This window comes from Sphingobacterium sp. JB170 (assembly GCF_900163865.1).
GTDB lineage: Bacteria > Bacteroidota > Bacteroidia > Sphingobacteriales > Sphingobacteriaceae > Sphingobacterium.
The window spans coordinates 69111-88725 of the sequence record NZ_FUKU01000030.1 but is presented as its reverse complement, the minus strand read 5'-3'; the positions used below and the strand labels follow the sequence as shown (position 1 = coordinate 88725).

17 protein-coding genes are annotated in these 19615 nt (G+C 40.7%); 7 read left to right on the top strand and 10 right to left on the bottom strand.

Annotated features, from left to right (window positions below):
* The first annotated feature begins 267 nt into the window (after positions 1–267).
* On the top strand, positions 268–1251 hold the full coding sequence (locus FM107_RS09505) for a YihY/virulence factor BrkB family protein (protein ID WP_086948275.1): 984 nt from the start codon (positions 268–270) through the stop codon (positions 1249–1251).
* 124 nt (positions 1252–1375) lie between these two features.
* Here FM107_RS09505 and FM107_RS09500 read toward each other — a convergent pair whose 3' ends face one another.
* The 6 genes from FM107_RS09500 to FM107_RS09475 all read right to left on the bottom strand — a co-directional run bounded on the left by FM107_RS09500 (position 1376) and on the right by FM107_RS09475 (position 8123).
* Complete coding sequence (locus FM107_RS09500; RefSeq protein WP_086948385.1) at positions 1376–1960, bottom strand: OmpH family outer membrane protein; 585 nt, start codon at positions 1958–1960, stop codon at positions 1376–1378.
* Positions 1961–2068: 108 nt separating this feature from the next.
* Complete coding sequence (locus tag FM107_RS09495; protein ID WP_086948274.1) at positions 2069–2605, bottom strand: OmpH family outer membrane protein; 537 nt, start codon at positions 2603–2605, stop codon at positions 2069–2071.
* Between the two features lie 174 nt (positions 2606–2779).
* Positions 2780–5356 (bottom strand): outer membrane protein assembly factor BamA, encoded by a 2577-nt coding sequence (gene bamA / locus FM107_RS09490; protein WP_086948273.1) that lies wholly within the window; start codon positions 5354–5356, stop codon positions 2780–2782.
* 120 nt (positions 5357–5476) lie between these two features.
* The gene (locus FM107_RS09485) at positions 5477–6214 is read right to left on the bottom strand and encodes an isoprenyl transferase (protein ID WP_086948272.1); all 738 of its coding nucleotides are present in this window, start codon (positions 6212–6214) and stop codon (positions 5477–5479) included.
* Positions 6215–6513: 299 nt separating this feature from the next.
* The gene (locus FM107_RS09480) at positions 6514–7407 is read right to left on the bottom strand and encodes an NAD kinase (protein WP_086948271.1); all 894 of its coding nucleotides are present in this window, start codon (positions 7405–7407) and stop codon (positions 6514–6516) included.
* Positions 7408–7460: 53 nt separating this feature from the next.
* Positions 7461–8123, bottom strand: coding sequence for a CBS domain-containing protein (locus FM107_RS09475; RefSeq protein WP_086948270.1), 663 nt, complete (start codon positions 8121–8123; stop codon positions 7461–7463).
* A gap of 187 nt (positions 8124–8310) precedes the next feature.
* On the opposite strand from FM107_RS09475, the gene FM107_RS09470 reads away from it, so the two are divergent.
* Entirely contained in the window at positions 8311–9156 is an 846-nt protein-coding gene (locus FM107_RS09470; RefSeq protein ID WP_256959451.1) for a 1-acyl-sn-glycerol-3-phosphate acyltransferase, read from the top strand.
* Between the two features lie 3 nt (positions 9157–9159).
* Positions 9160–10119 (top strand): GNAT family N-acetyltransferase, encoded by a 960-nt coding sequence (locus tag FM107_RS09465; RefSeq protein ID WP_086948269.1) that lies wholly within the window; start codon positions 9160–9162, stop codon positions 10117–10119.
* A gap of 128 nt (positions 10120–10247) precedes the next feature.
* On the opposite strand, the gene FM107_RS09460 is transcribed toward FM107_RS09465, so the two are convergent.
* The 4 genes from FM107_RS09460 to ubiE form a co-directional block, all read right to left on the bottom strand.
* On the bottom strand, positions 10248–10697 hold the full coding sequence (locus tag FM107_RS09460) for a GNAT family N-acetyltransferase (RefSeq protein ID WP_086948268.1): 450 nt from the start codon (positions 10695–10697) through the stop codon (positions 10248–10250).
* Positions 10698–10703: 6 nt separating this feature from the next.
* Positions 10704–11153 carry a GatB/YqeY domain-containing protein gene (locus FM107_RS09455; protein ID WP_086948267.1) on the bottom strand — a complete coding sequence of 150 codons (450 nt, stop codon included), beginning with the start codon at positions 11151–11153 and terminating at the stop codon, positions 10704–10706.
* A gap of 25 nt (positions 11154–11178) precedes the next feature.
* The gene (locus FM107_RS09450) at positions 11179–11958 is read right to left on the bottom strand and encodes an SDR family NAD(P)-dependent oxidoreductase (protein ID WP_086948266.1); all 780 of its coding nucleotides are present in this window, start codon (positions 11956–11958) and stop codon (positions 11179–11181) included.
* A gap of 103 nt (positions 11959–12061) precedes the next feature.
* The gene (gene ubiE / locus FM107_RS09445; protein ID WP_086948265.1) at positions 12062–12802 is read right to left on the bottom strand and encodes a bifunctional demethylmenaquinone methyltransferase/2-methoxy-6-polyprenyl-1,4-benzoquinol methylase UbiE; all 741 of its coding nucleotides are present in this window, start codon (positions 12800–12802) and stop codon (positions 12062–12064) included.
* Between the two features lie 420 nt (positions 12803–13222).
* Between ubiE and dnaB the strand changes: the two genes are divergently transcribed.
* The 4 genes from dnaB (at position 13223) to murA (ending at position 19469) form a co-directional block, all read left to right on the top strand.
* Positions 13223–14809 carry a replicative DNA helicase gene (gene dnaB / locus FM107_RS09440; RefSeq protein ID WP_086948264.1) on the top strand — a complete coding sequence of 529 codons (1587 nt, stop codon included), beginning with the start codon at positions 13223–13225 and terminating at the stop codon, positions 14807–14809.
* Positions 14810–14975: 166 nt separating this feature from the next.
* On the top strand, positions 14976–17249 hold the full coding sequence (locus FM107_RS09435) for an ATP-dependent helicase (RefSeq protein WP_086948263.1): 2274 nt from the start codon (positions 14976–14978) through the stop codon (positions 17247–17249).
* Positions 17250–17310: 61 nt separating this feature from the next.
* Entirely contained in the window at positions 17311–18036 is a 726-nt protein-coding gene (locus tag FM107_RS09430) for a DUF4290 domain-containing protein (protein WP_086948262.1), read from the top strand.
* A gap of 110 nt (positions 18037–18146) precedes the next feature.
* Positions 18147–19469, top strand: a complete 1323-nt coding sequence (gene murA / locus FM107_RS09425; protein ID WP_086948261.1) for a UDP-N-acetylglucosamine 1-carboxyvinyltransferase — start codon at positions 18147–18149, stop codon at positions 19467–19469.
* Positions 19470–19615: the final 146 nt, after the last annotated feature.

The window sequence follows — 19615 nt, the reverse complement described above, 5'->3', positions numbered from 1 at the left end:
AACGGGGATTGGCATTTCGACAGTAAGAGAGGTAATAGAGTGTCGTAAAGTTTCTCCTGGCACTTGGTCTACTCCTCGTAGGATCCGCTCATTACGCGCGCCTAAATTGACTTCAATACGATGCTAAATGGCCCAATTTCTTCGGGCGGCGATCGCGCTAATTTTAAGTTTTCTAAAACTTTTACCTCTATAAGTGGGTTGGTTAACTGTGAGGAAGATATGGCACGGGTAGCCGCATAATTTATCGGTTCGCAAATGAAATAATATATGAGTAAACTAGCGATTGATCTTAAGGAATTTTTTACGGTATCTAAGAATACGGTCATTGGATTTACAAAGGAAGATAGCCTTAAGTACAGCGCTTCCTTAGCTTATTACACCGTATTTTCTCTCGGGCCTATTCTTGTGCTGATGATATCTTTAGCGGGGATATTCTTAGGAGAGGAAGCGATCCGTGGAAAAGTTGTCGTAGAGTTAACTGGACTAATCGGTCCTAGTGCCGCACGGCAAGTTCAAGATATAATTAAAAATCTTTCGCTGTCTGGGAAATCTAATATTGCATTAATTATCAGTGCAATAACGTTACTGGTGGGAGCAACTACGGTGTTCGGCGATATTCAGAATTCTATCAATAAGATTTGGCGCGTTCGACCGAAAGCAAAGAAAGGGTGGTTGAAAATCTTAAAAGATCGCTTATTGTCCTCATCATTAGTGATTGGCCTTGGGTTTTTGCTGGTCGTGACTTTAATCATCAATGGTGTTGTCGTAGCAATGACCGAGCGACTACAACGCTATTTTCAAGACATGACGGTGTTCTTGTTCAATTCTATTAATTTCTTGATCTCGTTTTTAATAATCTTTGTTCTTTTCTCAATAATCTTCAAGACGCTACCCGACGTGAAAATTGAATGGCGAACGGTGCGCTCTGGGGCACTGTTTACGAGTATTCTCTTCGTCTTTGGCCGTTTTTTGATAAGCCTTTATCTCGAGTTTTCAGATACAGAATCGACATATGGAGCGGCGAGCTCTATTGTGTTGATCCTCTTGTGGGTATATTATACAGCAGCGATACTCTATTTAGGCGCGATCTTTACACGTGAATATGCATCATTAAAAGGCATTCCTATCGCACCTTCGGATTTCGCCGTACACGTAGAGGTTAGGGAGGTAGAGCGTGAAGTGGCAGAGATACCGAGCGATGAATTATCGGCAACGAAAAGTGCTACAGGTAACGATGAGGTTCGTCCCTAATCGCTCCGATTAATGGTGTGAATCAAATGAATTGTCAGGGCGTACAACGTAAAAAATATCACCTTAAAAATGAACGAGGCTACATCATGGATGTAGCCTCGTTCATTTACAAAATACGTTCTGTTTATTGTTGCGCTGGAGCAGTTGCTGCTGGGTTCGCAGGTGGAGTTGCATTCGCCGCAATTCCAAGTTTAGTTTTTACGTCAGCGGAGATGTCTTCACCACCGTCGAAATACATCACACTACCGTTAGAGATGTCTAATACGTAAGCAAAACCTTTCTCTTTCGCTACAGTATTTATTGCTGTCATTACTTTTGTCTGAATTGGAGTAAGCAACTCTTGTTGTTTTTTTCCTAGCTCTTCCTGTGCAGCACGTTGTTGCTCTTGGATACGAGTTTCGATAGCTTGGAGCTCTTGACCCAAAGTTTGAAGTTCTGCATCTACAGCATCTTTATTTGCTTCACTACGAGTTCGTACTTTTTCATTGGCATCAGTTTGTTTCTTTTGAAACTCTGCATACATACCTTGTAATTCTTTTGTTTTTGTATCGTTAAGAGTTTTCAATTGATCGTTTGCAGTTTTGAATTCTGGTGTTAATTGGAAAATTTCATCCGCGTTTACGTGTCCAATTTTTTGTTGTGCGTTAACATTTTGAACGCCTAAAAACACCACTGCTGCTAAAACTGCACTTTTAAATAAATTTCTCATTCTTTTCATTTTAAACTTTTTGTATCCCTCTCTTTGTAAATGATACTGTTTTTTTAATATTACTATAATAGATTCACTGATTTAATTAAACAATTATAATCAAAAAAATTAGTTTGCCAAGCTCGGATCTGGTTTATAACCTAATTTTGTAATGATATCGTTGCTTTTATCCAATTTTGGATTTGCAAATAAGAATGTCACTTCCGATCCCTTGTCAAGTATTAGGTCTACACCTTGTGTGGTAGCTACATCTTTAATAGCCGATGTTACGCGATCTTGTATGGGCTGAATTAGACGTGTACGTTCTTTAAATAAGTCGCCTTCGAATCCGAATTTTTGACGTTGAAATTCTTTGACTTCTTTCTCTTTGTTGACAATTTCATCTTCGCGACGCTTACGCATATCATCATTCAATAATACTTGGTCGTTTTGATAGGCTTGATACATCGTTTCAATTGCCGCATATTGTTTATCAACTTCCTGCTGCCAGTTGGTAGACATCTCGTCAAGTTGCTTTTGTGCTGTAACATATTCCGGAATATGTTTAAGGATAAATTCAGAATCAACGTAAGCAACTGATTGTGCTTTAACAGCACCAAAGGATGCGGTTAATAAAATAGCGATGACAAATATTATCTTTTTCATGTATGTTAAATTTTGTTTGAACGATCTATTGTTCTACTGTATTATAATACTCTAGCGAATAATGTGCCTTAAATTCACGTACCTTCGCTGGTTTCCCTTAAGAAACGTTAAATCCTTCTAAATAGCTACTATTTCGCTTTTCTATTTTTTAGGACTATGTTGTTTGCAAATGGTTTAAAAGCCGCCCATATTTTGTAAAATACTGAATGTGAAGTTTTGTTTCCATTGACTTGATTGCAGTCCTGGAATAGGGTCGAATGCATGTCCGTAATCGATTCCTAGCATACCAAATATAGGTAGGAAGATACGTGCACCAACACCTGCTGAGCGGCGCATTTTTAATGGGTTCACTTCGCTGAATTTGTTCCAGGTATTACCTGCTTCTGCAAATGCAAGTACGAATACTGTAGCTTGATCGTTCAGCATTACCGGATGTCTTAGTTCCAATTGATATTTTGCATATATCGGGCTACCTGAGTTGATTGCTATGTTTTCTTGATTATAACCAGTTGATTCAGGGATGATTGTACCATTTGCGTAACCACGCATCGCGATAATCTCAGAACCCTGTAAGAAGTCAAATCCTTGCATACCATCTCCACCTAATTTAAAGCGTTCAAAAGTAGATGTTGGCGTTTTATTGGAATAGTTTCCCAAGTAACCAAACTGCGCCTGAGTTTTCAAAACCAATTTACCGGCTATTTTCGCAAACCATTGCGCGTCCAGTTTCCATTTGTGGTACTCTGTCCACTTGTATTTAACGTTATCTTCTGCTGTCTCGTAATTAATGTCGTTCCATAATGAGTATGGCGGTGTTAATTGCACACTGAATTTTATATTTGATCCCGATGTTGGGTAAATAGGTGCGTCAATGGTGTTACGGCTTATCTCTTGAGTCAAGTTAATATTATAGGCTGTTCCGTCCGAGAAAAGGAAATAGTTGCCGTAGTTTTGAAGTTTATAGCGCTGGAAGGATAAGGACGTATTGACTTGGAAATACGGATCTGGCCACTGTAGACGTTTACCTAGGGTAGCGGTTACACCGGTCATCCATATCCGATTCAATTCCGAATCTTTTACCATCTGCTCTCCTGTATAGTAGTTAAATCCGCCGTACGAGGAATTGGACGTATAGGCGCTCAATCCGAAATATATTGGTTTCTTTCCGCCCAACCAAGGTTCGGAAAAAGAGAAACTATACGACTGGTAGCGCTTACCGGATGTCTGTCCGCGTATGCTTAATTTCTGTCCGTCTCCACGTGGGAGAGGCTTCCATGCATCTTTCTTAAATAGATTGCTTGTGGAAAAGTTATTAAATGTTAAACCTAAGGTACCGATAACTTGTCCTGCTCCGTAACCACCCGAAAGCTCGACTTGATCCGAAGGTTTTTCGACAACGGTATATTCAAGATCAGTTGTACCTTCCTCGTAATTAAGATTCGTTGGTACTGGATTGATTTTTTGTTCGTCGAACATGCCTAACTGTGAAATCTCTCGTACACTGCGCATAAGCATCTCACGAGAGAATTTTTGACCCGGCTTTGTGTATATTGAACGGAGAACAACGCGGTCATTGGTCACGTCATTACCTTTGACGATTACATTGTTTATTGTAAACTGTTTTCCCTCACTTAGTACAATTTCGACGTCGATTGTATCATTGTAGATTCGTTTTATAATCGGCTGCACGTTGAAGGTTAGATAACCGTCGTTTTGGTATAATGCACTGATGTCGTCACTATTACGGGAAGGTCCGCTTAGTTTTGTAGTCAGTTTCTCCTCACTGTATACATCGCCTTTAGCGATCCCTAAAATGATATTTAATACCGAATCGGTGTATTTTGAGTTTCCTGACCATTCGATATTTCCCATGAAATATTTCGGGCCCTCGTATAAATCGACATATATATCAACCTCATTGTTATCGTAACGAGCGATGCTATCATTTACGATTTGCGCGTCGCGGTACCCCTTGTCTTGCATTTTAGCAATCAAGTTAGTTTTGGCCTCTTCATATTTGTCTTCTTTAAATTTTCCGGGACCAAATATCCGGAACCAACGACGTGGTTTAACACCTTTTAAATATTTACGTAGCTGTTTGTTGGAGAAAGCTTCGTTGCCGCTAAATTTAACACCGTGTACTTTTATTTTTTTATTCTTTTCAACGTCAACAATAACAATTTCGTTATTTGTTTGTACGGTATCTTTTTCGGTGCGGATTTTAATGTCCGGGTAGAGAAAAGATTTTTCACGAAGAAACTTCTCGATGGTTGATTTTGTCGTTTTGATTAGGTTTTCATTAACGATTTTACCTGCGCTTGTATTTAAGCGTTTGTGAATTTCTTCAGATTCTGTTTTCTTTAGCCCGTTTATATCAATACGTGTAAGGCGCGGGCGCTCTCGTACGCGGATTTCCAAATAGATGTTCTCATTTTCAATTCGCTCGGCGTATAGTTGTACGTCGTCGAATAAGTTTTGCGACATTAACGTTTTAACAACATTCGCAGTAGCCTCACTTGGAACTTCTATGTATTGTCCGACAACTAATTTCGATATGGTAACTAGTACATCGCCATCCAAATACTCCGTTCCTGTAACGCGAACTCCAGCGATAACGTAGTCTTTAGGTTCTAAGTAACTTATTTCACTAGGATTGTTTAAGTTAATCGGATTATTTCCTTGTATTTGAGCAAATAATTCTTGTCCTCCAAATAGTAAGGTAAATGTTATTAAGTATAATATGCGCTTCATTTAATCTATTTTCTCTGTGCTAAAGTACACGAATCTCTTGTTAATTTTTGTTAAAAGAATATAATTAATAGCCAGACAATTGATTAGGCTTTTAATGAATGCTGCAAAGGTAAATAAATATTACAATTGTTCGCTTGTTTTCCCGAATCTTCTTTCACGGTTTTGATAGTTATATATTGCTTCAAACAGGTCCTCGCGTTTGAATTCCGGCCACATTTTATCTAAGAAGCAGAGTTCGGTGTATGCCATTTGGTAAAGGAGGTAGTTGCTGATCCGTTGCTCACCACTTGTACGAATCATTAAGTCGGGGTCAGGTGTACCGTGTGTGTATAGATGCATACTGATCGTGGCTTCGTCGATATCTGCTATATCTAGTTGTCCATTCGCCACCTTTTGCGCGATGGCTTTGGTAGCATCAACGATCTCTGTCCGCGATCCGTAACTTAAAGCGAGTGTGAGCACGCACTGATCGTTTGATTTTGTAAGATCTATGGTGTCCGCTAAGGTTTTTTGACAATTCGTTGGGAGATCGCTTATATTTCCAATGGTTTGTAACTTAATGCCGTTGTCCATAAATGTTTTGGTTTCCTTCGCTAAGGTGTTTACCAACAGCTCCATCAACGCGCGTACTTCCAGTTTGGGTCTGTTCCAGTTTTCCGAAGAGAAGGCGTACAATGTTAGGTAATTTATGCCTACGTCCACACATCCTTCCATAGCTTCACGTACCGCCGACACACCGTTTTGGTGTCCAAATATGCGGAGTTTTCCGATCCCCTTTGCCCATCGTCCATTGCCATCCATGATGATTGCTATATGCTGTGGCAAGTTATCTTTCTTTAGTCTTTCTTTGAAACTCATTTTTTATAGAACACATTAATGTTTTCTTAGCCTGCCTTATGTCGCAGACTAATAGGTTCCCTTTTTTCATGCCGTATCGTTTGTTGATAATGTCCTTTAAATGCGGTCCATTTCATGGCATGTTTGAGAAAATTTTTACGTCGAGGTTTTTGTTAATATATGTTGATTTTGAAGCTTTGCACAGCTCGATTAAACGGGCACTCGCGCAAATTGATAAATCAAATAATAACAAAGGCATCTCTTTGTGACGTAAATATAATTGTTTTAATACAATATGATTAATACAAATTTTAATCAAGTTAATAATTGCGGACATCCAAACCCCATAAGAGCTTCTCCCTAAGCGTAGAGAAATAGCTGTCTGAGGGCAAACGGATCAAGTTTATTTGAAAGGGCGCACGTTGTAATCGTAATTTGGTCGTCCTGTCAAGCATTTCGGTTTTAGAGTCACAACTTAATACATACTTATCTGTGCGGCTTTCAATCTCCAGTTCAAGGACACTATTTGCCGAGATGATCAACGGGCGCACGTTGAGGTTATGTGGGGAAATTGGTGTAATTACAAAATTCCCGCTACCAGGCATGATAATCGGACCGCCACAGCTTAGCGAGTAGGCCGTAGAGCCGGTGGGGGTAGCGATAATTATTCCGTCTGCCCAATAAGAATTTAATAGTTCGCCATCCAGGGTCGCGTTAATTGTAATCATCGAGGAGGTATCATGTCGAAATACAGTGATATCATTTAAAGCGTAATTTTCATTTCCGAAAATCGCTTTGTCATTTCCACTTACCTCTATGAGATCTCTGGGTTGCAAGGTGTAGTTTCCAGCGAATATATCGTCTAGTGCCTGAATCATATCCGCTTTGTTGATAGAAGCGAGAAAGCCAAGACGTCCAAAATTTATACCTGCTATCGGAATCCCCAAGTCACGCACTTGTGATACCGCAGAAAGCATGGTTCCATCTCCACCTAAACTAAGTAAAAACATGATATCTTGAGGGAGGTCTTCGTGGTTGTGGTACATCAAAAAGTCGCTCGAGCAATCGTACTGTACTTTGAGGGAATTATAAAAATCTGCGTGGATGTAAATGTGAATGTCCTTATTCTTTAAATAAGCGAAGAGTTGCTCAACATAGGGAACGACCGAGGCATTAAATGCCCTCCCGTATATCGCAATTGATTTTTTGTGCATGCTTATCTGTTTTGACAATTCTACTGCAAAGATGCTAAAAAAAGCGCGAGATACTATAAGTTAAGGTAATTCATTAAGATATCGTAGCGCTCTTTTATATCCGAATCCTGGCTTCCGTCATTGAAAGTTGCTTTTACAACATAATCGAAACGCCATAACGAGGAAACGAGCGTCGAAATATTTTGTTTATCAACTTTAATCGTCATTTCAATCTTAGTAGTGTCCGATATGTCTCGTACCGCAGCATTTAAGATACGGACATTCTCCGACTCAAAAATATGCGCTATGTGGGAAAAAGACACGTCGTTTTTTCCGAGTTCCAAAACGATGATCGCTCCGGGGGTTTGGTTACCTAATGTGCTATTAAGTGCTTTTATTAGGTTTTGCGAGGTAAGAACTCCTAAATAAGTGTTTTCCTTGTTTAGGATCGGAAGGATTTGCAATTGATGTGCAGTCATGTATTGTAAGGCATCGTAAACGTGTTGATATTCATAAAGATATAGGAATCCTAAAGTGACAGCCAGCGAGGATATAGGTTTTGATACGTCGCTCACGCTTAAAAGATCATCCTCGGTCACCAAACCAAGGTATTCATGCTTCTTGACTACTGCTAGTTGAGAAGCATGCGTTTCATTTAGCTTGTCTAGCCCTAATTCGATCGTAGTGGAAGCGTCAATTTCAAAATAGTTCTGTTCCAGAATCTCACCTATGTACATGTTCAGCCGTTTGATGTCGTAATTGGAGTGAAATTGTCAAGTATCATTGCTCCATTTTAAATATAGCTAATTTAAAAAGAATATGGTAGTAAACAATGATAGCCTTGTAAATATGTTTTTACAACCAATAATAATATATTTTATTAATTTTACGATTGATTTTGTCGATTATCAGACATATTAGTATTTGGAAAAGCAAATGATCGAAGAAGAAGGATTACAAAAATTTATTGAAGTTAGAGAGGTAATTCATACGAAAAGTCCGCAACTTGCCAAATGGATCCCTAGCCCAATTGTACGCTATCTTGAACGAGTATTACACGAAGATGATATCAATTATCTCATGACCAAGTTTAGAGATTTGTATGGTTTGGACTTTGTCGATGCCGTTATTGATGAGTTGGGGCTTAATGTCGTTCTGGTGGGGGGGGAGAATATTCCATTAGATGAAAACGTTATTTTTGCGTCAAATCACCCCTTGGGGGGGCTTGATGGAATTGCTATTATGCATGCGATTGGGCGTTATCGCCGCGATGTTAAATTCTTGGTGAACGATATCTTGATGAATATTCGAAATTTAGAACCTCTTTTCGTGCCGGTAAATAAAGTAGGTAACCAAGCGAAGAGTGGCGTACTCGCAATTGACAAGGCATATGCCTCGGATAATGCACTGCTCATATTTCCAGCGGGGCTGGTTTCACGGAAAATAAAGGGACAGATTCGCGACTTGGAGTGGAAGAAGAGTTTTATTAATAAAGCAAAAAAATATAAGCGAGACGTCGTTCCGGTTCATATTGAAGGCAAAAATTCTAGTTTTTTCTATAATTTAGCTAGTCTAAGACAGAAAGTTGGGCTCAAAGCAAATTTAGAGATGTTATATTTGCCTGATGAAATGTTTTCGCAACGAGGACAGACGATAACGATTCGTATAGGAGAGCGTATCGATTACGCCTCTTTTGATAAATCGAAAAACGAACGTGAGTGGGCCGGTGAAGTAAGGTCATTAGTTTATAAAATGGGGGATAAGAAATAATATATGCAAGAAATTATTGCACCAGTAGAAAGAAGTTTAATTAAGGCCGAGTTAACCAAAAAGGCTTTTATTCGTTATACAAATAATGGAAACAATGAGGTGTATTTGATAAACTTTCATCAAGCACCAAATATAATGAAAGAGATCGGGCGACTACGGGAATTAACGTTCCGTGGGGCTGGCGGCGGAACAGGGTTACCTTTCGATATCGATGAGAACGATACGGGCGCGCATAATTACGATCAGCTTATAGCATGGAATCCGGACGACGAAGAAATTATTGCTGGTTATCGGGTGATACAGTGTCGCGATGCCGTCGACGGAAATGGTGATTTGCATCTTTCTACCGCTCATTATTTTGATTTTTCCGACCGGTTTAAGCAAGAGTATCTTCCCCTGACATTGGAGCTGGGACGCTCTTGGGTTCAACCACGTTATCAACCCGCGATTGATAATCGAAGAGGGTTATTTTCTTTGGACAATCTATGGGATGGTCTGGGCGCTTTGGTTATGATATTTCCGGATATTAAATATTTGTTTGGAAAGGTGACCATGTATCCACGTTATAATGAGACAGCGCGTGACCTTTTGATTCTTTTTATGGAACATTATTTCCCAGATCCAGATAAATTGGTTACCCCTGTCGCACACCTGAATATTGCTTATAAGACGGATATATCCAAATTTCGCAGTCTTTTTGACGGGCTTGAATATAAGGAAGGTTACAAAGTACTTAATACGAAAGTGCGTGAGCTTGGTGAAAACATTCCGCCGTTGATCAATACTTATATGAATCTCTCACCAACCATGCGTACGTTCGGTACCGCAATGAACGATGAATTTGGCGAGGTGGAAGAGACCGGTATTATGATTACATTGGACGATATTTACCCGGCGAAAAAAGAACGCCATATGGTTACCTTTGAACGCGATAGAAATTTTGGAGTGCGGCCTCAGAAATAATTTCTTATATTTTCTGTTTTATTAATATATCCTTTTTATGGGGTTCGATTCCCGGACCTCTACTTTGTTCTGTTATGGTCCAAGTTTAGTCTTCCTGTGGTCGTTACCGTGTTGCGAGTTGAACGGTATTACGAAGGGCGTAACATTTGAATATGTGGGATATCATCCTCCAGATATTCATCGCCTGTAGGTACAAATCCGAGGTCTTCATAGAATCTTTGCAAATATAGCTGTGCACTGATCCGTATCGGCTGTGGCGTGGACGGCGGGCTTAGAAAGGCTATAGCCTGCAACATAAGCTGTTTACCGAGGCCAAATTTTCGAAAGTCACGATGGACGAGTACTCTTCCAATTGAGCATTCTTCATAGGAGATAGACGGGGGTAATAAACGGGCATAGGCAACAAGAGTGTCTTGATGCCAGCCCATTAAGTGATTTGACGGGAAATCTTTGTTGTCTAAGTCGCGGTAGAAACAGTTTTGCTCCAGCATGAAAATATCGATACGCAGTTGAACAATTTGGTACAATTCCGTCGTGTTAAGTTCCTGAAACGATTTAATTTCCCAATTGATTTCCATTTAGTTTTAGCTTAGCAGTGACTTTACAACCTCGGATATCGTGCGTCCGTCTGCCCGACCAGCAAGTTTTTGATTTGCGGCACCCATAACTTTCCCCATATCTTTAACAGACGTGGCATTCACTTGTTCTATAATATCTTTTATTATTTGTTCGACAGACGATCTGTCTAATTGTTTAGGAAGATACTGTTCAATAACTTCTTGTTCTTCGACTTCGACTTCGTATAAATCGTCTCTATTTTGGGTTTTATAAATTTCTGCCGACTCTTTACGTTGTTTAACTAGTTTTTGAAGAACCTTTATTTCACCTTCTTCGGTTAGATCTTCGCTAGCACCTTTTTCAGTTTTAGCAAGAAGTACGGCAGCCTTAATTGCCCGAAGTCCACGAAGACGGGCGTTGTCTTTGGCAATCATCGCTGCTTTGATATCTTGGTTTATCGTTTGTTCTAATGACATTTTATTGAAAATTAAAGTTAAAAAATTATTTTTTTTGAATAGTTGGTGCTCGGTTGACGATTGTTCCAGTCGCTTGTGCACTTGGCATCACCAGCAGGTCATTGATGTTTACATGAGCCGGCCGAGCGAGTACAAAAGCAATTATTTCGGCGATATCTGTACCTGATAAAGGAGTGAGTCCGTGGTACACATCTTTAGCGCGTTCCTGATCGCCTTTGAACCGTACTTGCGAAAACTCGGTTTCGACCATTCCCGGGTCGACCGAAGTAACCTTGATGCCTTGTTGGAGTAGATCAATACGCATCGCTTTTGTGAGTGCGTCGACAGCGTGTTTTGTTGCGCAGTACACGTTTCCGTTGGGATATACTTCTTTGCCAGCGATCGATCCTAGGTTGATTATATGTGCGTGATTACTATTTTTCATCATTGGTATGACCTTTTTGCTGACATAAAGCAAACCTTTCACATTGGTATCGATCATACGGTCCCAATCGCCAATATCGCCATTTTGAATGCTATCCAAGCCCTGGCTCAATCCCGCGTTATTAATAAGTATATCAATCGCGCGCCAATCGGCCGGTAAATTTGATAGAGTGCGTTCCACCTGCGCGAAGTCTCTTACGTCTAATTCAAAACAATATATTTCAGTGTTGGGATAGCTCTCTAGGATATCTTTTTTGATTTGCTCTAGCCTGGATAAACGGCGTGCACATAACACTAACCGGTAAGATTGTTCTTTGGCTAAAACTTGTGCGCAAGCTTCCCCAATTCCGGAACTCGCGCCTGTAATAAATACTGTTCTCATTGTTTGATATTTAAAGGATTGTATTTGTCTTGTTTTTACAGACTATATATTATGCCTTACTTTTCAACATGCGTTGTGGTCGCTTACATAACGGACTTCGCTGTTATTTTGAACATTCGTAAATCGAACAGAAGCCAAATGTCTGTGGGCGAACAATGGTGTCTTTGAAACCAACTTTGGATGTGATCGCGGCAAATCGGGCACCATCAGGGAAATTTGCGACAGACTCCGGGAGGTATGAATACGCGCTCGAATCTTTAGATATCAGTTTGCCCAGTGCCGGTGTAAATTTGTGGAAATAAAAATGATACAATTGTTTGATCGGGAATTTCGATGGATTAGAAAGCTCGAGGATGACTGCTTTTCCGCCTGGTCTGAGTACACGGTGGATGTCGGCGAGCCCTTTTTCTAAATTTTCGAAGTTTCGAACACCGAATGCCACGGTGACCGCGTCAAAAGTGTTGTCTTCAAACTGGAGTTTTTCTGAATCCCCAAGCTGAACCTCGATGCGATCTTGCAGACCTTTTTTTGCGATTTTTTCTTTGGCTACCTCAAGCATACCCGATGAGATATCGATACCTATAATTTTTTTAGGTTCTAAAATACGTAAAGATTCGATGGCAAAATCACCCGTACCTGTTGCGACATCGAGTAGGAGCTGAGGCTGGATACTTTTTAATAATTTAATTGCTTTCTTACGCCATATCGTATCGATTCCCATGGTCATCAGACGGTTTAATACATCGTAGGTTTTCGATATATTATTGAACATGTCTGCCACTTGTTCTTTTTTGCCACCTTCCTTTGTTTTGTAAGGTTTTATCGTTGATGTATCGTTTGCCATAACACAAATATACGATATTGAAAAGCATCGAGAAAGAATTCAGCTCGTAAATATTTTGGGGATTAAGTTTATAAGTATTTGGCTATTAGGTTGAAGAGTTGATGTATTCAGATTTTTGCTTCAGATTAAAGTCGCGGTTGGAGTTGTTAACATGTCTTAAAGTTATTAACAATCGTAAAAGTGCTTGATTTTTAATAAACTATAGGAGACGATTGTTCGTTACTAACATAACGATGTGTAAAACTAGGTGTTATTTGTCACTGATGTAAAGGGGGCTACAGAAATGTCCGAATTATTAAAATGTGATGTTCACAATTAGTTAATTTTATCGTGTTATTTTTTTCTATTTTTGTTTCCCCGTATTACGAGTGCGGTACTCAGGAGCATACAGTAAATATTAACAGCAGAAGCTTTTTCCGAATGACGACAGACAGTGAATTTTCCAATAACATGGGCAGCAAAACTAACTTTGCTAAAAAGCGCGCAAATTTGAATAATTTAGTCGGGGGGCTTGGAAAATTGCCGCCGCAAGCACTCGATCTCGAAGAAGCGGTGCTCGGGGCCTTGATGTTAGAAAAAAATGCCTTAAGTGAGATTATTGATATTTTAAAGCCCGAGTCTTTTTATAAAGACGCGCATCAAAAAATATACGAGGCAATTTTTCGATTGTTTCAACAAAGTTCTCCCATTGATATTTTGACCGTTACGGCGGAGCTTCGGAAGATGGGGGCATTAGAAATTATTGGTGGGGCATACTACATTACTCAATTGACCGATCGCGTCGTTTCAGCGGCTAATATTGAGTTTCACGCTCGTATCATTTCGCAAAAATTTATACAACGCGAATTAATTAAGGTTTCTACGGAGATCATTAATAGCGCCTACGATGAAACATCAGATATATTTGATTTATTAGATACGGCTGAAAAGTCGTTATTTGACATCGCGCAGAATAACCTTCGTCGCGACTCGCGTATGATGGACGATATTATGCGCGAAGCAATCAACAATTTAGAAATGCTTCGCGATAAAACCGATGGCTTGACAGGTATTCCGTCTGGACTTACAGCGTTAGACCGTATGACCTCTGGGTGGCAGCCGTCAGATTTAGTGATTATTGCTGCGCGTCCTGCAATGGGTAAAACGGCATTCGTGTTATCTGTTGCGCGGAATGCTGCGGTGGATCACCAGCGTCCGGTTGCGGTTTTCTCTTTGGAAATGTCCTCGGTGCAACTCGTGAATCGTTTAATTGCCGGGGAAACGGAAATTGAGCAAGAAAAACTAAAAAAAGGGAACTTGGCTGATCACGAATGGCAGCAATTGCATTCACGAATTGGACGACTTACAGAGGCCCCGCTTATTATTGATGATACGCCAGCTTTAAATGTTTTTGAGTTTCGTGCGAAATGTCGGAGACTCAAAGCGCAGCACGATATTCAAATGGTGATTGTCGATTATTTGCAACTGATGCATGGTAAACCCGAAGGTAAGGGGGGGGGGAACCGCGAGCAAGAGATTGGTAGTATTTCGAGGGCGTTGAAGTCTGTGGCAAAAGAGCTCAATGTCCCTGTGCTAGCCTTGTCGCAGTTAAGTCGTGCCGTGGAATCGAGACCTGGAAACAGTAAGCGACCAATGTTATCTGATTTACGTGAATCTGGATCTATCGAGCAGGATGCCGATATGGTGTTGTTCTTGTATCGTCCGGAATATTATGGATTGACCGAAGATGAAGAGGGACGTCCAACAGCTGGGGTGGGTGAGGTAATCATCGCGAAACATAGAAATGGTGAAACGGGGATTGTGCCGTTGCGGTTTATTGGTAAATACGTCAAATTTGTCGATCTAGAAGAGGATTTCGGCGGTGCTAGTGCAGATAGTTTTGGTACGGATTCTTTTAGTTCAGCAATAAATCCGTCGGATGCTTTTACGAGTAATCCTCCCGCAGGCGGCGGCGGTATTACGATGCCTTCTCGTATGAATGATATGCCAGATGATGCACCATTTTAGACCTAGCTAGCTACCTGTAGCTTTGTTTTTACGAATTCAAAAAGATGCATTTAGATTCCGTCATATCTCGGTAGAGTATTCTATTGGCCTTCCCTTGGTGTAAATTATTTTTCTTACTTTTACACGATTTTTTTGATTAATTTATTTTAAAATTTAGGAGACAAATTTGGATTTTTTAGCAGGATTAAACCCTTCTCAACGTGCGGCGGTCGAACAGATTAAAGGTCCAGTGATGATAGTCGCGGGTGCAGGTTCTGGAAAGACACGCGTAATTACCTATAGAGTAGCACATTTGATTCGGCAAGGAATCGATCCGTTTAATGTATTGGTTCTCACATTCACCAATAAAGCTGCAAAGGAGATGCGCGAGCGTATCATGCAAGTCGTTGGATCGGAAGCGAAAAATATTTGGATGGGGACATTTCACTCGGTTTTTGCGCGTATTTTACGCGTCGAGGCAGAATTGATTGGTTATCCCAAGAATTTTACCATCTATGATTCGGATGATACCAAAAGTTTAATTCGCTCGATTATCAAGGAAATGAGTTTAGATGATAAGCTTTACAATGCGAATCATGTCTACGGCCGAATTTCCTCGGCAAAGAATAATTTGATTTCTGCTCAGGAATATAATAAGAATGAAGCGATCCTGGCTGAAGATATCGCGAACGGACGTGGCCAGTTAGGACAAATTTATATGACCTATGCGCAGCGGTGTTACCGCGCCGGTGCCATGGACTTCGATGATCTTTTGTTTAAAACGAATGTTTTATTAAACAAGCATCCGGATGTACTTCATAAATATCAACACCAATTCAAGTATTTAATGGTGGATGAGTATCAGGATACCAACTTTTCGCAGTATCTGATTGTAAAAAGGCTCGCCGCTGTTCAAGAAAATATCTGTGTTGTCGGGGATGATGCGCAAAGTATTTATGCCTTCCGGGGGGCAAATATTCAGAATATCCTAAACTTCCAAAAAGACTACCCTGATGTAAAGGTGTTTAAATTGGAGCAAAATTACCGATCGACCAAGATGATCGTTAATGCCGCAAACAGTATTATTGAAAAGAATACAAACCAGTTAGAAAAAAATGTTTTTTCGGAGAATGAGGACGGTGAGAAAATAAAGGTGAAGCGCGCTTTTTCAGATAATGAAGAAGGGAAGATCGTTGCAGAAGAGATTGCGCAAAGGCGTTCGCGTGAGGGTTCGAATTATAAAGATTTTGCGATTTTGTATCGCACAAACGCACAGTCACGCTCAATGGAGGAGGCTTTGCGTAAAATTGGAGTGCCTTATAAGCTGCATGGTGGAACATCATTTTACCAACGGAAAGAAATTAAAGATTTAATAGCTTATTTTCGATTGACGTTTAACCCGAACGATGAAGAGGCGTTAAAACGCGTTATTAATTACCCGCGTCGAGGGATTGGCGATACAACCGTAGAAAAAGTGATGGTTGCTGCCGATCAACAAAATTATAGGCTATGGGATGTGGTCTCCAATGCATCTAATTTTCTCGATGGGCGCAGTGCCTCCGCGGTAGGAAATTTTGGGTTAATGATTCAGAGTTTTCAAGCCCTGGCCAAATCGAAAAGTGCTTTTGAAACAGCGATGCACATTGCGCAACATTCCGGACTATTGAAAGACCTTTATGAGGACAAATCCGTCGAAGGGATAAGCCGCTATGAAAATATTCAGGAGCTACTCAATGGAATAAAAGAATTTTCCGAACGGGAGGATATCGAAGAAAAGGGACTCGATATTTTTATGCAGGATATCGCGTTGCTAACAAATGACGATAATGACAAAGATCCCAATGCAGATACCGTTTCATTGATGACCATTCACTCTTCGAAAGGGTTGGAATTTCCGAATGTGTTTATCGTTGGACTCGAGGAGAACTTATTCCCCTCGCAGTTGTCGTTAAATTCCCGTTCGGAGCTCGAGGAGGAGCGGCGTCTATTTTACGTGGCCGTTACACGGGCGGAAAAAAACCTTCATTTGTCATATGCGACTTCTCGTTATCGGTGGGGATCATTAAATAATTGCGAGCCGAGTCGTTTTCTCGATGAATTGAACCCCGCGTGTCTCGATATCGACTTTCAGCAACGGGCGGCATCCACAAGCTTGGATAATGGGTTCCAATCGGAAAGGGTCACATGGCAGCAAAAAGATACCGATACCTACTCGAAACCCAAGCCCAAAGTAGTGAAAACTACTTCAATATTACCCAAAGCACATGTGCCGTCCGAGAACTTCGCCCCTTCGGATACCTCGGGCTTGCAAGTGGGGATGGAAGTCGAGCATGAACGGTTCGGTTACGGTAAAGTTGTGAGTTTAGAAGGCAATAAACCGGATATAAAAGCAACTATTTTCTTCAAAGAGTTGGGACAGAAACAATTGTTGCTTAAATTTGCTAAACTTAGAATAGTATAAATTACCACTTAAAATAATAACGGCGCTAATTACACGTTAGATTAGCGTGAAACTACACAATATGGATTTCGATTATAATAGTACCCGCTCAAAACTTATTTTGGCGGAATATGGAAGAAATGTGCAAAATATGGTAGACTATATTTGTACCCTTCCGACCAAAGAAGAAAGAAACCGTTACGCACAAGTTGTCATTGATATGATGGGGGTGTTGAATCCTCACCTTAGAGATGTTTCCGACTTTAAGCATAAATTATGGGATCACCTTCATATCATATCTGATTTTAAGATTGATGTCGATTCGCCATATCCAATTCCTGATCGCAATGCGATTCATCAGCAGCCTGAATTGCTGGGGTATCCGCAGCATCGGATACGGTTTAAACATTATGGGTTCACAGTGGAGCGCATGATTGAAAAGGCATTAGCGATGCCAAGTCCGGAGAACCGCGAACGTATGGCGCTATCAATTGCTAATTTTATGAAGATGGCGTATATGACTTGGAACAAAGATAGTGTGCAAGATGAGCATATCATTCAAGACTTAAAAGAGGTTTCAAAGGGCCAGCTGACTTTACCTGCCGATACGGTGTTAACCAAGTTGGATTTCAAAACACCTCCTCCGGGAAACCGTATGAAATCGTCGAGTAGCTCAAGTACTAATAACAATAATCAACGAAATAATCAGGGCGGGTCTGGTCATAGCAATAATAACAATAACAAAAAACATGCTGCTGGCAAAAAGAGCTTTAGTGCTGGACCAAAAAGGAGTCACTTTAAGCGGTAGTTTTTGTTAGAAAAACGTATACCATTTGAGGGCAATTGTGTAGCGACGTTCGTTATTCAATTGCTCTTTTTTTAATTTTTTGAAATACATAAAAGTAAAACAAACGATATATGAACGCATTTGAAATAATCGGTGGAAAGAAGCTAAAAGGGGAGATTATCCCGCAGGGAGCTAAAAATGAGGCGTTGCAGGTGTTGTCTGCCGTTTTGTTGACGGAGGAGAAAATTACCATTAGCAATATTCCGGATATTAAAGATGTAAATAAGCTTATCGATTTACTGGAATCATTAGGTGTCGAGGTTAAGCGCGTAAATAAAGATACCTACGAATTTCGTGCGAATGCGATTAATATCGATTATTTTCTATCTGCGGAATTTAAAGAAAAAGGAGCGGGACTTCGGGGATCTATTATGATTGTCGGGCCGCTACTGGCTCGTTTCGGTAAGGCTGCTATTCCTAAACCGGGAGGCGATAAGATTGGGCGACGCCGTTTAGATTCCCACTTTTTGGGCTTTGAAAAACTCGGCGCTAAGTTCGTGTACGATGCGGAGAAGAATTTCTTTAATGTCGATGCCTCAGAGCTTCGGGGTGCCTATATCTTGATGGATGAGGCTTCAGTTACCGGTACGGCAAATATTATTATGGCCGCAGTGCTAGCACAAGGCACAACCACCATTTATAATGCGGCTTGTGAGCCCTATTTGCAACAACTGTGTAAAATGTTAAACCGAATGGGAGCGGACATATCGGGTATTGGGTCAAATTTATTAACGATTCAGGGTGTTGAGAAATTAGGTGGAACCAGCCATCGAATGCTTCCTGATATGATCGAGATCGGCTCTTTTATTGGATTGGCGGCGATGACCGGTTCAGAGTTGACCATTAAAGATGTGCACTTTCAGGAACTTGGACTCATCCCAACGGTATTTGCAAAACTGGGCATCCGGTTTGAGCTTCGCGGGGATGATATATTTATTCCTGCGCAAGAGTCCTATGAAATTGATACGTTTATTGATGGCTCAATTTTAACCGTGTCCGATGCACCTTGGCCGGGCTTCACTCCCGATCTATTGAGTATCGTTCTGGTCACTGCAATTCAGGCAAAAGGAAATGTACTTATTCATCAGAAAATGTTTGAGAGCAGATTGTTTTTCGTCGATAAATTAATCGATATGGGCGCACAGATAATTCTGTGCGATCCACACAGGGCGACCGTGATCGGTTTAAATAACCAGACAAAACTTCGTGGAATAGAAATGACGTCGCCGGATATCAGAGCCGGGGTATCCTTGTTGATTGCAGCACTTTCGGCCCAAGGTAAATCGATCATCTATAATATCGATCAGATTGAACGTGGTTATCAGGATATCGAAGAACGCCTTAAAGCAATAGGAGCCCAGATTCGTCGGGTAGACGCTAAGCCTTTGCATTAGCAGGGGGAAAGCTTCACGGCTTGCATCATGATATGGTTACTGTTCTAGGTATTTACGGTCGCGGAGAGTTTTTGAACTATTCTACGGCAGGAGTCCGAGGTCTGGTATCACTTAAGTTTTATTTCCGTGGATAACACGTATTATCT

Bases quoted from the DNA above. Each gene is read 5' to 3' on its own strand.
- FM107_RS09485 (WP_086948272.1), bottom strand. From the start codon at position 6,214: ATGAGTTTCAAAGAAAGACTAAAGAAAGATAACTTGCCACAGCATATA.
- FM107_RS09480 (WP_086948271.1), bottom strand. From the start codon at position 7,407: ATGCACAAAAAATCAATTGCGATATACGGGAGGGCATTTAATGCCTCG.
- FM107_RS09505 (WP_086948275.1), top strand. From the start codon at position 268: ATGAGTAAACTAGCGATTGATCTTAAGGAATTTTTTACGGTATCTAAG.
- FM107_RS09450 (WP_086948266.1), bottom strand. From the start codon at position 11,958: ATGAGAACAGTATTTATTACAGGCGCGAGTTCCGGAATTGGGGAAGCT.
- FM107_RS09500 (WP_086948385.1), bottom strand. From the start codon at position 1,960: ATGAGAAATTTATTTAAAAGTGCAGTTTTAGCAGCAGTGGTGTTTTTA.
- FM107_RS09460 (WP_086948268.1), bottom strand. From the start codon at position 10,697: ATGGAAATCAATTGGGAAATTAAATCGTTTCAGGAACTTAACACGACG.
- FM107_RS09455 (WP_086948267.1), bottom strand. From the start codon at position 11,153: ATGTCATTAGAACAAACGATAAACCAAGATATCAAAGCAGCGATGATT.
- murA (WP_086948261.1), top strand. From the start codon at position 18,147: ATGAACGCATTTGAAATAATCGGTGGAAAGAAGCTAAAAGGGGAGATT.
- FM107_RS09430 (WP_086948262.1), top strand. From the start codon at position 17,311: ATGGATTTCGATTATAATAGTACCCGCTCAAAACTTATTTTGGCGGAA.
- FM107_RS09465 (WP_086948269.1), top strand. From the start codon at position 9,160: ATGCAAGAAATTATTGCACCAGTAGAAAGAAGTTTAATTAAGGCCGAG.
- FM107_RS09475 (WP_086948270.1), bottom strand. From the start codon at position 8,123: ATGTACATAGGTGAGATTCTGGAACAGAACTATTTTGAAATTGACGCT.
- dnaB (WP_086948264.1), top strand. From the start codon at position 13,223: ATGACGACAGACAGTGAATTTTCCAATAACATGGGCAGCAAAACTAAC.
- FM107_RS09495 (WP_086948274.1), bottom strand. From the start codon at position 2,605: ATGAAAAAGATAATATTTGTCATCGCTATTTTATTAACCGCATCCTTT.
- bamA (WP_086948273.1), bottom strand. From the start codon at position 5,356: ATGAAGCGCATATTATACTTAATAACATTTACCTTACTATTTGGAGGA.
- ubiE (WP_086948265.1), bottom strand. From the start codon at position 12,802: ATGGCAAACGATACATCAACGATAAAACCTTACAAAACAAAGGAAGGT.